Source organism: Bacillus sp. SIMBA_005 (assembly GCF_046535585.1).
GTDB lineage: Bacteria > Bacillota > Bacilli > Bacillales > Bacillaceae > Bacillus > Bacillus pumilus.
In genome coordinates, this window is the sequence record NZ_JAWRWI010001305.1 from 1 (window position 1) to 230 (window position 230).

1 protein-coding gene is annotated in these 230 nt (G+C 33.0%); it reads right to left on the reverse strand.

The window, feature by feature from the left end; genetic code table 11:
- Nucleotides 1–230, reverse strand: a 230-nt coding sequence (locus tag SB660_RS24295; protein WP_410585214.1) for a hypothetical protein, incomplete at both ends; no start/stop codon positions are given.

Below are 230 nucleotides of genomic sequence, written 5' to 3' on the forward strand. Positions count from 1 at the left end.
TGTTACCGAAATTCATTTGATGCAAATTGTAAATATCCCCTTTAAAAATTTTTCCTGTATCAGAGTAGCTGATGCCCGTTTCGGGTAATTTGGAAGAATTATCTACCCCGAAATGTAATTCTGCAACTTTTGAAATTTCTGTAAATAAATATTTACCTGTGTTTTCTTTAATTAAAGCAGTCTCATCATAACAACCAAGATCTAAAACTCTTTTGCCGGTGCAGTTCTGT